The sequence below is a fragment of the Ancylobacter vacuolatus genome, from assembly GCF_030813595.1.
Lineage (GTDB): Bacteria > Pseudomonadota > Alphaproteobacteria > Rhizobiales > Xanthobacteraceae > Ancylobacter > Ancylobacter vacuolatus.
Genome location: NZ_JAUSUH010000013.1, coordinates 106829 through 120065, shown reverse-complemented (window position 1 = coordinate 120065; position 13237 = coordinate 106829). Strand labels below are relative to the sequence as shown.

Annotated in this window: 9 protein-coding genes; 3 read left to right on the top strand and 6 right to left on the bottom strand. The window is 69.1% G+C overall.

Annotated elements, in window-relative coordinates:
- Positions 1-10: 10 nt before the first annotated feature.
- Both J2S76_RS21840 and J2S76_RS21835 read right to left on the bottom strand, forming a co-directional pair.
- Positions 11-1369 (bottom strand): SGNH/GDSL hydrolase family protein, encoded by a 1359-nt coding sequence (locus tag J2S76_RS21840; protein ID WP_307064050.1) that lies wholly within the window; start codon positions 1367-1369, stop codon positions 11-13.
- Positions 1370-1472: 103 nt separating this feature from the next.
- Positions 1473-2849: a lytic murein transglycosylase gene (locus J2S76_RS21835; protein ID WP_307064048.1), complete on the bottom strand. Its 1377-nt coding sequence runs from the start codon at positions 2847-2849 to the stop codon at positions 1473-1475.
- 247 nt (positions 2850-3096) lie between these two features.
- Between J2S76_RS21835 and J2S76_RS21830 the strand changes: the two genes are divergently transcribed.
- Positions 3097-3987 (top strand): UTP--glucose-1-phosphate uridylyltransferase, encoded by an 891-nt coding sequence (locus tag J2S76_RS21830; protein ID WP_307064046.1) that lies wholly within the window; start codon positions 3097-3099, stop codon positions 3985-3987.
- 76 nt (positions 3988-4063) lie between these two features.
- Here the strand turns inward: J2S76_RS21830 and J2S76_RS21825 are convergent, their stop codons facing one another.
- The 4 genes from J2S76_RS21825 to ubiG all read right to left on the bottom strand — a co-directional run bounded on the left by J2S76_RS21825 (position 4064) and on the right by ubiG (position 9473).
- A complete protein-coding gene (locus J2S76_RS21825) occupies positions 4064-4483 on the bottom strand; it encodes a DUF2267 domain-containing protein (protein WP_307064044.1) in 420 nt (139 codons plus the stop codon).
- Positions 4484-4565: 82 nt separating this feature from the next.
- Positions 4566-7184 (bottom strand): ATP-dependent chaperone ClpB, encoded by a 2619-nt coding sequence (clpB, locus tag J2S76_RS21820; protein WP_307064042.1) that lies wholly within the window; start codon positions 7182-7184, stop codon positions 4566-4568.
- Positions 7185-7360: 176 nt separating this feature from the next.
- On the bottom strand, positions 7361-8632 hold the full coding sequence (locus tag J2S76_RS21815; RefSeq protein ID WP_307064040.1) for an MFS transporter: 1272 nt from the start codon (positions 8630-8632) through the stop codon (positions 7361-7363).
- Between the two features lie 91 nt (positions 8633-8723).
- Positions 8724-9473 (bottom strand): bifunctional 2-polyprenyl-6-hydroxyphenol methylase/3-demethylubiquinol 3-O-methyltransferase UbiG, encoded by a 750-nt coding sequence (ubiG, locus tag J2S76_RS21810; RefSeq protein WP_307064038.1) that lies wholly within the window; start codon positions 9471-9473, stop codon positions 8724-8726.
- Positions 9474-9632: 159 nt separating this feature from the next.
- Between ubiG and J2S76_RS21805 the strand changes: the two genes are divergently transcribed.
- Both J2S76_RS21805 and ptsP read left to right on the top strand, forming a co-directional pair.
- Positions 9633-10883, top strand: coding sequence for an aspartate kinase (locus J2S76_RS21805; RefSeq protein ID WP_307064036.1), 1251 nt, complete (start codon positions 9633-9635; stop codon positions 10881-10883).
- Between the two features lie 79 nt (positions 10884-10962).
- Entirely contained in the window at positions 10963-13230 is a 2268-nt protein-coding gene (gene ptsP, locus J2S76_RS21800; RefSeq protein WP_307064034.1) for a phosphoenolpyruvate--protein phosphotransferase, read from the top strand.
- Positions 13231-13237 lie beyond the last annotated feature (7 nt).

Below are 13237 nucleotides of genomic sequence, written 5' to 3'. Positions count from 1 at the left end.
CGGCGAAGGCTCAGGGCGTCGGCGTGGCGGTGAGCGGCGCCTGCGGCATGGGCGGCACCAGCGGCTCCTCCGGCTGGCCCGGCGGCCAGCGGAAATCGTCGGTGCGCCCCGGCACGGCCGACGGTGCCGTGCCCTCGACCAGCATGCGGGCCGGCGCGGGCGCGGCGTCCTCATCCATCGGCGACCGGCGGATCTCGTTCGCCGACAGCACGCCCGGCGCGCCGGCGAGGGCGCGGGCGTTTCCGGCCGGCGGCCCTCCTGTCAGCATGATGATGGACGGGCGCGTCTCGGCCGGGTCGGCCGCCGTCGGCGGCAGGTCCTTTCCCGTGAGCAGATCGTCGAGCTTCTGGTCGACGAAGAAGGCGAGCTTGCGCGCCCCGGCGCGGGTGAAGCCCACCCCGTCGGCGGTGCGCAAGCGGCGGCGCTGTCCGTCCACCGCCGGGCCCGACATCATGAACTTGCCGTTCTCGTCGACGAAGCCATCGGTAACATCGACGAAGATGAAGCCGCTGCGCTCCACCATTTCCTTCAGCAGCGCGTTGTAGCGCGCGATCTGCTCATTGCGCACGGCGTCTTCCACCGGCGGCAGGCCGACCACCACCACGTTGCGGCGCTGCAGTTTCAGCGCCAGCAGGAAATCCTCGACCCGGCGGGAATAGAGGTCGCGCCAGCGCTCGTCGAACAGTTCGGCCCGGACGCCCGCCGCGTCGGTGATCGGCTCCAGATCATGGCTGCCGGCCAGCACCACAATGACATTGGCCTGCTCACTGCCGGTCGGCAATTGCCGTGCGGCGGCGATGAGGTCCACGCCGCTGCCCGGAGCGAAGCCGGCATCGGCCTCGGCGCGGGCGACGACGGCGGCAGTCTCGCGGTCGGCGGCGAAGGCGTCCGCCAGCCCCTGCGCCAGCGTGCCCGCCTGCTCGTCGCCGAACACCAGCACGACTTCCTTCACTTCACCGGAGGCGGCGCGCGCCTCGCTGGATGAGGCATAGACCTTGCCGCGCGGCTCGGCCGGCGGCTGCGCCACCACGGGCGGCGGCGGCGCCAGCTCCGGCTCCATCGGACGCACGCGCCGGGGCCGGTTGTCGCGGCCGCCGAACAGGTCCATCAGCGGCTGGAACGGCGACCAGGCACGGCGCGGTTCCGCAGCCTGAGGCGGCGGAGCGGCCCGCTGCTGCGGACGCGCCTGCTGGCGCTGCTGCTGTTGCTGGGGGCGCTGCTGCTGGGAGGGGCGGGCGGAGGGCTGGCCGACATCCGCCGGCGGGCGGAACCAGTCGCTCTGCGCCTGCGCCAGCGAACAGCCGGCGACAAGCACGCCGGCCACCGCCAGCGCCTTCAGTCCCAGCCGGTTGCCGCGCCGCCCGCGCATGAGCCGTCTCCCGCGTGCCTGTAGCGATGCCGACACCGGCACCCCTCGCACGGGTGAACCATTATCGCGGCTGTTTCAAGACCCCCGCACCGGAGCGCCGGCATCAGGACCCGCCGCGCAGGCTCTCCAGCACCTCGCCGCTGGCCATGCCATCCGGCGGCAGGCCCACCGCGACCTGATAATCGCGCACCGCCGCCCGCGTCTGCGCGCCGATCGCGCCGTCGGGCGTGCCGACCTCATAGCCGCGCGAGGCGAGGCGCTTCTGCAGTTCCGAGCGCTCATTGCGCGAGAGAGCGCGCTGGTCCGGCCAGGGCTGGACGAAGGGGCCCCCGCCGCGCAGGCGATCAGCGAGATGGCCGATGGCGAGCGCATAGGCGTCGGCCGGGTTGTAGCTGAGAATGGCCTTGAAATTGTCGGTCATCAGGAAGGCCGGGCCCTTGGCGCCGGCGGGCAGCAACAGATAAGCGGTCTCGCCGGCCGGCGGCATCGGCCGGCCATCGGGGCGATGAATGCCGAGCGCCGCCCATTCGCGCATCGGCTTGCGGATGTTCTTGTCGGCGAGCAGATAGTCGAAGCGGCGCGGCAGCACCACCTCATAGCCCCAGCTGCGACCCTGCTGCCAGCCGCCGCGCTTCAGCTTGTTGGCGGTGGAGCCCATGGCGTCCGCCACCGAATCCACCACATTGCGGTGGCCGTCGCCGTCGAAATCCACCGCGTCGCGCTGGAAGGCGGTGGGCATGAACTGGGTGAGGCCGAAGGCGCCGGCCCAGGAGCCGCGCAGATGGCTCTCGGGAATATCGCCCCGGTCGACGATGCGCAGCGCGGCGACGAACTCGTCGCGGAAATAGGGCTTGCGGCGGCCGACGCAGGCGAGCGTGCCGGTGGCCTCGATTACCGGATAGGAGCCGCGCGCGCTGCCGTAATTGGTCTCGATGCCCCAGATGGCGGCGACGACATAGCGGTCGACGCCATATTGGCGCTCGACCTCGGCGAACACGGCCGCGTTCTGCGCCATCGCCTCGCGGCCCTTGCGGATGCGGGTCTCGGAGACCAGCATCTCGACATAGTCGCCGGCGGTGCGGGTGAATTCGGGCTGGGTCTGCAGCTTCTCCATGATGCCCATATCGGGCTTGAGCCCCGCCGTGTAGCGGCGGAAGCCGGCGGCGGAGACGCCCGCCGCCCGCGCCTTCGGCTCCAGCGCGGCGATGCAGCGGCTGAAATTGGCTTCGTCGCGGGCCAAAGCGGCGGGGGTCATGTCGGGATGGGTGGACGGCGCGGCGGCGGTGGGGGCGGCCGACGGGCGGACCTGCGGCCGCGCCTGCGCCACCGTGCGCGGCGCATTGGCCTGGGCGGCCGGCGGCGTGGCAAACGCGCCGGTTATGTCGTCGGAGCCTGCGCACCCGGCAAGGCCGAAGCAGACGATGGCGACGCCGGCAATGAGGCCGGCATGCCCCCGGTCGGAGGCCGTGCGGTGAACCATGAGGCAATCCTAACGCAGAAACCGGCGATGATTAGGCCAGTCTCATGGTTGCGGGGGTGTTAACGCCGCGTCACTTTCCTCAGCGGCACCGCCGCATCGCGCGGAAAGTGAACGCGGGGGAACCTATTCCGCCACCTCCGCGTTAACCCGCCGGTTTATTGACACAAGCGAAGCGTTAAGCTCGTTCGGTTACGAGTTTCGCTCTTTCGGCCTGAACCTGCGTCATCAAAAGCGGCATATTTCCCCGATGGTAAAACCTATTCGCAAAGCGATCCTCCCCGTCGCCGGCCTCGGCACGCGCTTCCTGCCCGCCACCAAGGCGGTGCCGAAGGAAATGCTGACCGTGGTGGATCGTCCCGTCGTGCAGCATGTGGTGGACGAGGCGCGCGCCGCCGGCATCGAGCACATCGTCTTCGTCACCGGCCGCAACAAGGGCGTGATCGAGGACCATTTCGACCGCCAATACGAGCTGGAAGACACGCTGCAGGAGCGCGGCAAGCTCAAGATGCTGGAACTGCTGCGCGAGGAGACCATGGGTCCCGGCGCCACCAGCTTCACCCGCCAGCAGCTTCCGCTCGGCCTCGGCCATGCGGTGTGGTGCGCCCGCGACATCATCGGCAACGAGCCCTTCGCGCTGCTGCTGCCGGACATGCTGCACAAGCCGACCAACGGCAAGGGCTGCCTCGGCCAGATGGCCGAAGCCTACAAGCGCACCGGCGGCGGCAACCATCTCGCGGTCTATGAGGTGCCGCCCGAGCAGACCGACCAATACGGCATTGTCGGCCTCGGCGACGAAATGGCCGATGGCGTGCACAAGATCGCCCGCATGGTCGAAAAGCCGAAGAAGCACGATGCCCCGTCCAACCTCGCCATTTCCGGCCGCTATATCCTGCAGCCGGAGATCTTCGACCTGCTCGCCACCCAGGAGCGCGGCGCCGGCAACGAGATCCAGCTGACCGATTCCATGCTGAAGCTGGCGCAGACGCAGGATTTCTACAGCGTCACCTTTGACGGCGCGATCTATGATTGCGGCTCGAAGCTCGGCTTCCTGATGGCCAATGTCGCCTATGCGCTGGACAATCCGGAAATCTCCGGCGCCTTCCGCCCCGAGCTCGACGCGCTGCTGGCGAGGGGCTGAGCCGGCGGGTCGCCCGGACATTGCCGAATGGAAAAAGGGCGCCGCGCGGCGCCCTTTTGCTTGATCGGCGGGGCGATCAGGCGCGCCAGAAATCCGCCGCGCCTTCCGGCAGCGTCGCCAGCACCCGGTCGAACGCTTCCGTGTCGACATGACGGCGCAGCGCCCGCGCCACGTCGGCGAGGCAGCTGTCGGGCGCGAAATTGTGGTGCTGGCGCAGGCCCTGCACCTCCCGCGTCAGCGTCGCCCGGTCGGCGAAGGGCAGCACCGGCTCGGCAAGGTCCCAGCGGGAGACGAAGATGGCGCGCAGGAGCGGCGGCAGCGCATCGGCGAAGTCGAGCGCCTGCTGCACCGCCAGCCGGCGGCGGAAGGTGCGCAGCACCCCCTCGACCATGGTGTAGGTCTGGTTGCGGGTGGCAAGGCCCGATCCGTCGCGGGCATCGGCAAGGAAGCGCTCGAAATCGTCGGATGCGTGCTGCAGCTCCATCGGTATCGGCATTCCACTCCTCCGCTCATGCAAGAAGGGCCCCCGCGAGAGGGCCCTTCGGTCTTTTACCCGATGATGCGGCGTATGGAGGCCGTCAGGCCGCTTCATCCACCGTCCGGGCGCGGGTGTCGAACAGCAGTTCGTTCGCCCCGCGCTCGACCTTCACCGCGTCGCCATCCTTCACCGTGCCGGCGAGGATGCGGCCGGCCAGCGGGTCCTGCAGCAGCTTCTGGATCACCCGCTTGAGCGGGCGCGCGCCATAGGCCGGGTCGTAGCCCTTCTCGGCGAGGAAGTCCCGCGCCTCGGGGGTGATCTCCAGCGCGATCTTGCGCTCTTCCAGCAGCTTCTCCAGCCGCTTGACCTGGATGTCGACGATCGCGCCCATCTGGTCGCGGCGCAGCCGGTGGAACAGGACGATCTCGTCGACGCGGTTGAGGAATTCCGGGCGGAAATGCGAACGCACCACACCCATCACCTCGTCGCGCACCGCTTCGCTGTCCTGCCCGTCGGGCTGGTTCACCAGATATTCCGCCCCGAGATTCGAGGTCATGATGATCAGCGTGTTGCGGAAGTCGACCGTGCGGCCCTGCCCGTCCGTCAGGCGCCCGTCATCGAGCACCTGCAGGAGAACGTTGAACACGTCCGGATGCGCCTTCTCGATCTCGTCGAACAGCACCACCTGATAAGGCCGGCGCCGCACCGCCTCGGTGAGCGCGCCGCCCTCCTCATAGCCGACATAGCCGGGAGGCGCGCCGATCAGCCGGGAGACCGAGTGCTTCTCCATGTATTCCGACATGTCGAGGCGCACCATCGCCGTGTCGTCGTCGAACATGAACGACGCCAGCGCCTTGGTCAGCTCGGTCTTGCCGACGCCCGTGGGGCCGAGGAAGATGAACGAGCCGATCGGCCGGTTGGGGTCCTGCAGGCCGGCCCGGGCGCGGCGCACCGCGGTCGAGACGGCCTCGACGGCCTCCTTCTGGCCCACCACGCGCTTGGAGAGCATGTCCTCCATGCGCAGCAGCTTGTCCTTCTCGCCTTCCAGCATCTTGTCGACGGGAACGCCGGTCCAGCGCGAGACCACGCCGGCGATGTGATCGGGCGTCACCGCCTCCTCCATCATCGTGCCGGCCTTCACCTCGCCGGCGGCGTCCTTCGCCTCGATGAGGGAGAGCTTCTTCTCCAGCGCGGGAATGGTGCCATAGGCGAGTTCGCCCGCCTTCTGGTACTCGCCCGAGCGCTGGGCGATGGCGAGGTCGGCGCGCGCCTTCTCAAGATCGCTCTTGATCTTCTGGGCGTCGCCGAGCTTCTCCTTCTCCGCCTTCCAGCGCGAGGTGATGGAGGCGGACTGCTCCTCCAGATTGGCGAGTTCCTTCTCCAGCTTCTTCAGCCGGTCCTTCGAGCCGGTGTCAGTCTCCTTCTTCAGCGCCTCCTGCTCGATGCGCAGGCGCACAATCTCGCGGTCGATATTGTCCAGTTCCTCGGGCTTGGAATCGACCTGCATGCGCAGGCGCGAGGCCGCCTCGTCGACCAGATCGATCGCCTTGTCGGGCAGGAACCGGTCGGTGATGTAGCGGTTGGACAGCGTCGCCGCCGCCACCAGCGCCGAATCGGTGATCCGCACGCCATGGTGCAGCTCGTACTTCTCCTTGATGCCGCGCAGGATGGACACCGTGTCCTCCACCGTCGGCTCGGAGACGAAGACGGGCTGGAAGCGACGGGCGAGCGCCGCGTCCTTCTCCACATGCTTGCGGTACTCGTCGAGCGTGGTGGCACCGACGCAGTGCAGCTCGCCGCGCGCCAGAGCCGGCTTCAGCAGGTTGGAGGCGTCCATGGCGCCATCGGTCTTGCCGGCGCCGACGAGGGTGTGCATCTCGTCGATGAACAGGATGATGCCGCCTTCCGCCGCCTCGACTTCGGAGAGCACGCTCTTCAGCCGCTCCTCGAATTCGCCGCGATATTTCGCGCCCGCGATCAGCGAGCCCATGTCGAGCGCCAGCAGGCTCTTGTCCTTCAGGCTCTCGGGCACGTCGCCATCGACGATGCGCAAGGCGAGGCCCTCGACGATCGCCGTCTTGCCGACGCCGGGCTCGCCGATCAGCACCGGGTTGTTCTTGGTGCGGCGGGACAGGACCTGGATGGTGCGACGGATTTCCTCGTCGCGGCCGATCACCGGGTCGAGCTTGCCCTCGCGCGCCGCCTCGGTGAGGTCGCGGGCATATTTCTTCAGCGCGTCATAGGCGTTCTCCGCCGTGGCGCTGTCGGCCGTGCGGCCCTTGCGCAGCGCCTCGATGGCGGTGTTGATCTTTTGCGGCGTGGCGCCAGCCTTGGCGAGGATCTTGCCCGCCTCGCTGTCCTTCTCCAGCGCGAGGGCGAGCAGCAGCCGCTCGACCGTGACATAGCCGTCGCCGGCCTTCTTGGCCGCCTGTTCGGCCGCCTCGAAGACGCGGGCGGTGCCGGGGGCGAGATAGACCTGGCCGGCGCCGGAACCCTGCACCTTGGGCAGCTTCTTCAACGCCGCCTCGGTATCGGCCAGCACGATGCGGGGATCGCCGCCGCTGCTGGTGATCAGCCCGGCGCACAGGCCTTCCGGATCGTCGAGCAGAACCTTGAGCAGGTGCTCGGGGGTGAATTGCTGGTTGCCCTCACGCAGGGCAAGCGACTGGGCGGACTGGACAAATCCGCGGGCGCGCTCGGTATAGATTTCGAAATTCATGTCGCAAAGCCTCCTGGCCCCCCGTCCGCCCTGATCGGCACGAACGGTCACTCGGGACGACGGCGCCCGTATCCCGGCCGCCGCAACGGACCCCGTTGTGGCGATCCGTCGGTCCTCATGTAGTGTGGCGGATCGGCAACGGAAGGGCGTTGCGCAGGATCAAGAGCGGATTTTGCTCAGGCCGCCGCCGGCTCCACCTCCGGGACGGTGCCGCCCCGCCCGGGAGCGGTGCCGCCCGGGCAGCCGCCGATGACATAGGCGCCGGCCGCCAGCAGCGCCACGGCGCCCAGGGCGAGGAAGGCGGAGGGATAGCCGAGCTGCTGCGCCACCACGCCGCCAAGCAGGGTGGAAAGCGAGGCGCCGATGCCCTGCGCCGTCATCGCGAAGCCGAGGCCGAGATTGAAACGGCCCGATCCGGCGAGGATGCGGGCGACGAGGCCGGGCGTCGCCACCCCGAGCAGGCCGGCGCCAACGCCGTCGAGAACCTGCACCGGGATCAGCGCCCAGGCGGCGCCGTAATACACCGCCGCCGCCGCGATCACCCCGCGAATCGGCAGCGCCGCGAGGGCGAGCAGCAGCACGAGCCGATAGCCGCGTCGCGCGCCGAGCCAGGCGGCGACGAGCGCCATCGGGATCATCGTGCCCTGCGCCACCACGACCGTGGTCGCGGTCAGGGCGCTCGGGTCTGCCCCAGCGGTGGCGACCATGGCCTGGCCGAACAGCGGCAGCATCGCCGCATTGCCGAGATGGAACAGGCCAAACGTGACCGCCGCCGTGACCAGCGCCGGCTCGCGCAGCAGCCGGCCGATGCTCTCGTGAGCTTTGCCCGCCCCGGCCGGGGCGGCAGCCCCGCCGCGCGCCGCCTCATGGTCGATGGCATCCGCCGGGATCGCCAGCACCGACAGCGCGCCGAGAACCGCCATCGCGCCGAGCAGCGCGAACACCGCCGGCAGCCCAAACCACCAGCCGAGCACGCCCGCCAGCACGGCGGCGAGGATGTTGCCGGCATGGTTGAACGCTTCGTTGCGCCCCAGCTGCCGGTCGAAACCGGCCGGCCCGACCAGCCCCAGCGTGAGGCCGGCAATCGCCGGCAACAGCGCGGCGGCGGCGATGCCGTTCACCGCCTGCGCCACCGCCACCGCCGCGAAATAGGGTACGGCGAGGATGGTCAGCGAGGCCGCCAGGATCGCCACCGAACCGAACACGATGATCGCCCGCTTGGCCCGGCTCGCATCGACCAGCGCCCCCATCGGCATGGTTGCCAGCATGGCGACCAGCCCGCCCAGCGTCATGACGAGGCCGATCTCGGCCGGGCTCCAGTTCTTTTCCTGCAGGAACACGCCGAGAAACGGCCCGAGGCCGTCGCGCACATCGGCGAGGAACAGGTTCAGCGCGGCAAGCGCCGCGAGCGGGGAGAGCAACGCGGCAGTGGGGACGGAGGCGCGCATGATGGGGGTTCCGGCGGTGGCATCGCACCGATAAGCCGCCGCCCGCCGAATGGTTCCGGCGTACCGGACGATGCGTGCCGGGACGGCGATGCTAGGCCGCCGCGCGGCGCTCCGCCAGCATCATGTAGTTGACCGAGAGGTCGCTGGAGCGCCGCCATTCATCCGCCAGCGGGTTGAACACCACACCCTCGCGCGCGATCACGTCGAGCCCGCCGGTCTCCAGCGCCGCCTGCAGCTCCTCGGGGGTAACGAAGCGCTTCCAGTCATGCGTGCCGCGCGGCAGCCAGCCGAGCACATATTCGGCCCCGACAATGGCGAGGGCGAAGGAGCGCTTGGTGCGGTTCAGCGTCGCCGCCACGAACAAGCCGCCCGGCTTCACCATCTCCGCCGCGCGGGCGAGGAACAGGTCGACATCGGCGACATGCTCCACCACTTCCATCGCCATGACGACGTCGAATCGCTCGCCGGCGTCGGCCAGCGCCTCGGCCGTGGTGGCGCGGTAGTCGACCGGAATATCGCTCTCTTGCGCATGCAGCGCGGCGATCCGCACATTGCGCTCGGCCGGGTCGATGCCGGTGACATCCGCGCCCATGCGGGCCAGCGGCTCGCTGAGCAGCCCGCCGCCGCAGCCGATATCGAGCAGGCGCAGCCCTTCCAGCGGGCGGATGGCGCGCGGGTCACGGCCGAAATGGGCGGTGATCTTCTCGCGCAGATAGGCCAGCCGCACCGGATTGAACCGGTGCAGCACCCGCATCTTGCCGCGCGGATTCCACCATTCGGCGGCGAGCGCGGCAAAGCGTTCCACTTCGCGGGGATCGACGGTGGTGGCGGTTGCGGTCATCGACGCCTCATCTTCGCCCGGCGGTGCCGAGAGGGATTCCAAGCTCGCGCGACGGCGTTGCGGGCGCGGCACGAGGTGGATATGTATACGCGCCTTTTGGGCCGGGAGCTCACATTCTCCCGCCCGGCCCCACAGAAGAACACGGTACGGTTTCCCGCAATGGCACGTCTGGTGATGAAGTTCGGCGGCACCTCGGTCGCCAACATTGAGCGCATTCGCATTGTTGCGCGGCACGTCAAACGGGAAGTGGAGGCCGGCCACCAGGTCGCGGTCGTCGTCTCGGCCATGTCCGGCAAGACCAATGAGCTGGTCGCCTGGTGCCGCGAGGCCGCCCTGCTGCACGATGCGCGCGAATATGATTCCATCGTCGCCTCCGGCGAACAGGTGACCTCCGGCCTGCTGGCCATCGTGCTGCAGGAGATGGGCATCTCGGCCCGCTCCTGGCTCGGCTGGCAGCTGCCGATCTCGACCGACGACGCCCATGGCGCGGCGCGCATTCTCGACGTGAATGGCGAGGAGATCATCAACCGCTTCGCCCAGGGCGAGGTGGCTGTCATCGCCGGCTTCCAGGGCATCCACCTGCCGAGCGGGCGCCTCACCACGCTCGGGCGCGGCGGCTCGGACACCTCAGCGGTGGCGATCGCCGCCGGCATCAAGGCCGACCGTTGCGACATCTACACCGATGTCGACGGCGTCTACACCACCGACCCGCGCATCGTGCCGAAGGCGCGCCGGCTGGAGAAGATCGCCTTCGAGGAAATGCTGGAAATGGCGTCGCTCGGCGCCAAGGTGCTTCAGGTGCGCTCGGTCGAGCTGGCCATGGTACACAAGGTCCGCACCTTCGTGCGCTCCAGCTTCACCGATCCGGACGCACCGGAACTCAAGACCGCCGGCGACCCGCCCGGCACCCTGATTTGCGACGAGGAGGAAATCGTGGAGAGTGAAGTCGTCACCGGCATCGCCTTCGCCCGGGACGAAGCCCAGGTCAGCATCCGCCATGTGCCGGACCAGCCCGGCATCGCGGCGAACGTGTTCGTGCCGCTCGCGGAAGCGAACATCAATGTCGACATGATCGTCCAGAACATCTCGGCCGAGGGCTTCACCGACATCACCTTCACCGTGCCGACCACCGATTTCGAACGCGCCAAGGCCACGCTCGCCGGCGTGCGCGACCAGATCGGCTTCCAGAGCATCGAAGGCGCGACGGATGTGGTGAAGGTGTCGATCATCGGCATCGGCATGCGGAGCCATGCCGGCGTGGCGGCCCGTGCGTTCAAGTCGCTTTCCGAGCGCGGAATCAACATCCGCGCCATCTCCACCTCCGAGATCAAGATCTCGGTGCTGATCGACGCCGCCTATACCGAGCTTGCCGTGCGAACGCTGCATTCGGTATACGGGCTGGACGCCTGAGTTCAGGCAACGGCGCGGCGCGAGTCGCGCCGCGTTAAGACGCTCCGGGATAGCGGCTCCCGGAAACCGAGGACGGCCAATGCGTGGCGCGCTCGGCGGCCCGCGCGTGCTTTTGAGGCGTCTCCGCGAGGTCATGGCGGAGCCGGTGAGCGCGCAGGACCGCCTCGACAAGATCGTGGTGCTGATCGCGGCCAACATGGTGGCCGAGGTGTGCTCGGTCTATGTGCTGCGCGTCGATGGCACGCTTGAGCTCTATGCGACCGAGGGCCTGAACCGCACCGCCGTGCATCTCACGGTGATGCGGATCGACGAGGGCCTCGTCGGCACGGTGGCCCGCGAGGCCGAGCCGATCAGCCTGTCCAATGCGCAGGCGCACCCGGCCTTCTCCTACCGGCCGGAAACGGGCGAGGAAATCTACCACTCCTTCCTCGGCGTGCCGATCCTGCGTGCCGGCAACACGCTCGGCGTGCTTGTCGTGCAGAACCGCGCCCACCGCTCCTATACCGAGGAGGAGATCGAGGCGCTGCAGACCACGGCCATGGTGCTGGCCGAGATCATCGCCTCGGGCGAACTGACCGCGATGGCGCTGCCCGGCGCCGAGCCGGCCGCGCGCCGGCCGCTGCATCTCAAGGGACTTGCGCTCTCGGAAGGCATCGGCCTCGGCCATGTGGTGCTGCACGAGCCGCGCATCGAAGTCACCAAGGTCATCGCCGACGACCTGCCCGCCGAGCTGAAGCGGCTCGACGGCGCGGTGGACACGCTGCGCGCCTCGATCGACACCATGCTGGAGGATGAGGGCGTCGCCCGCGTGGGCGAGCACCGCGAGATCCTCGAAGCCTACCGCATGTTCGCCCATGACCGCGGCTGGATCGGCCGCATGCGCGAGGCTGTGATGACCGGGCTCACCGCCGAAGGCGCGGTGGAGCGGGTGCAGTCCGACACCCGCGCCCGCATGCTGCGCATGACCGATCCCTATCTGCGCGAGCGGATGCACGATCTGGACGATCTGGCCAACCGCCTGCTGCGCCAGCTCACCGGCCGCACTGCCGGCTCGGACCATGACCGGCTGCCCGACAACGCCATCATCGTCGCCCGCAATATGAGCCCGGCGGCGCTGCTGGACTATGACCGCACCCGGATTCGCGGCCTCGTGCTGGAAGAAGGCGCGGCGACCAGCCATCTGACGATCGTCGCCCGGGCGCTCGGCATATCCGCCGTCGGCCACATGGAGAACGTGGTCGGCCAGGTCGATGCTGGCGACGCGGTGATTGTCGACGGCGTCAGCGGCGAGGTGCATATCCGCCCGCCGGCCGATGTCGAAAGCGCCTATGCCGAAAAGGTGCGCTTCCGTGCCAAGCGGCTGGAGCGCTACGCCGCCCTGCGCGACGTGCCGACCGTCACCAAGGACGGCACGCCGATCGAGCTGCATCTCAATGCCGGCCTGCTGGTCGACCTGCCGCATATTGAGGAGACCGGCGCGACCGGCATCGGCCTGTTCCGCACCGAACTTCAGTTCATGATCGCCTCCGCCTTCCCGCGCACCAATGAGCAGCTAAAGCTCTACCGCTCGGTGCTGGACGCGGCGGGCGACCGGCCGGTGGTGTTCCGCACCCTCGATATCGGCGGCGACAAGGTGCTGCCCTATATGCGGGCGATCGAGGAGGAGAACCCGGCGCTGGGCTGGCGCGCTATCCGCCTCGGCCTTGACCGGCCCGGCCTGCTGCGCAGCCAGATTCGCGCCTTGCTGCGCGCCGCCACCGGGCGCGAGCTGCGACTCATTTTCCCGATGGTGTCGGCGGTGGAGGAATATGACCGCGCCCACCATATCGTCGAGCGCGAGCTGACCCATCTGCGCCGGCACGGCCACGGCCTGCCCGAGCGCGTGCTGGTGGGGGTGATGCTGGAAGTGCCGGCGCTGCTGTTCCAGCTCGACCTGCTGTTCAGCCGGGTGGATTTCGCCTCGGTCGGCTCCAACGACCTGGTGCAGTTCCTCTACGCCGCCGATCGCGGCAATTCGCGCGTCGCCGACCGCTTCGACCCGCTGGCCCCGGCGGCGCTGCGGGCGCTGAAGATGATCATCGATAAGGCGGCCGAGTACGGCAAGCCGGTCACGCTGTGCGGCGAACTCGCCTCGCGCCCGCTGGAGGCGCTGGCGCTGGCCGCTATCGGCTATCGCCGGCTCTCGGTCTCCCCGGCCTCCTATGGCCCGGTGAAGGCCATGCTGCTCGAACTCGACCTGCCGGCTGCTTCCGCCTTTGTCGAACCGCTGCTCGGCATTCGCGGCGAGGTTCACTCGCTGCGCCCCCAACTCGCCGCCTTCGCCGCGAAGGCGGGCCTGCCGCTGTGAGTGCCGC

What these genes read in the sequence shown, in the direction of transcription:
- J2S76_RS21840 (WP_307064050.1), bottom strand. Translation starts at nt 1,369, where the DNA reads ATGCGCGGGCGGCGCGGCAACCGGCTGGGACTGAAGGCGCTGGCGGTG.
- J2S76_RS21805 (WP_307064036.1), top strand. Translation starts at nt 9,633, where the DNA reads ATGGCACGTCTGGTGATGAAGTTCGGCGGCACCTCGGTCGCCAACATT.
- J2S76_RS21835 (WP_307064048.1), bottom strand. Translation starts at nt 2,849, where the DNA reads ATGGTTCACCGCACGGCCTCCGACCGGGGGCATGCCGGCCTCATTGCC.
- ptsP (WP_307064034.1), top strand. Translation starts at nt 10,963, where the DNA reads ATGCGTGGCGCGCTCGGCGGCCCGCGCGTGCTTTTGAGGCGTCTCCGC.
- J2S76_RS21825 (WP_307064044.1), bottom strand. Translation starts at nt 4,483, where the DNA reads ATGCCGATACCGATGGAGCTGCAGCACGCATCCGACGATTTCGAGCGC.
- clpB (WP_307064042.1), bottom strand. Translation starts at nt 7,184, where the DNA reads ATGAATTTCGAAATCTATACCGAGCGCGCCCGCGGATTTGTCCAGTCC.
- J2S76_RS21815 (WP_307064040.1), bottom strand. Translation starts at nt 8,632, where the DNA reads ATGCGCGCCTCCGTCCCCACTGCCGCGTTGCTCTCCCCGCTCGCGGCG.
- J2S76_RS21830 (WP_307064046.1), top strand. Translation starts at nt 3,097, where the DNA reads ATGGTAAAACCTATTCGCAAAGCGATCCTCCCCGTCGCCGGCCTCGGC.
- ubiG (WP_307064038.1), bottom strand. Translation starts at nt 9,473, where the DNA reads ATGACCGCAACCGCCACCACCGTCGATCCCCGCGAAGTGGAACGCTTT.